At 38.4% G+C, this 255-nt stretch carries 1 protein-coding gene; it reads right to left on the bottom strand.

All coding sequences use genetic code 11. The annotated features are described in order from the left end of the window. A partial coding sequence (locus tag ACEN33_RS12585; protein WP_407094282.1) for a transposase occupies nt 1-140 on the bottom strand: 140 nt, incomplete at its 3' end. Nucleotides 141-255 lie beyond the last annotated feature (115 nt).

Below are 255 nucleotides of genomic sequence, written 5' to 3'. Positions count from 1 at the left end.
GAATGCTTTAAATCACGAAAAGAAGTCTCAATTCCCCACCGTAAATGGTATAATTCTTTTAAGTCATTGGGTGTAAAGTTGTCATCAAGATTTGTTATCAAGCACTCGTAGGTGCTTTCACTTAGCTCGAGTCTAACCACTCGGAAACGTATTTCGTAATAATCCTTACTGCCTCGTTTTAAAAAATCAAACTTAGACGTGGTTGATAGGAACCGAAAAGATGGATCGTCTTTAATCGCTTTGGTTCGGGAGTAG

Origin of the sequence: Ruoffia sp. FAM 24228 (assembly GCF_045528575.1) — a bacterium.
GTDB lineage: Bacteria > Bacillota > Bacilli > Lactobacillales > Aerococcaceae > Ruoffia > Ruoffia halotolerans.
This window is presented reverse-complemented; position numbering and strand designations above follow the sequence as displayed.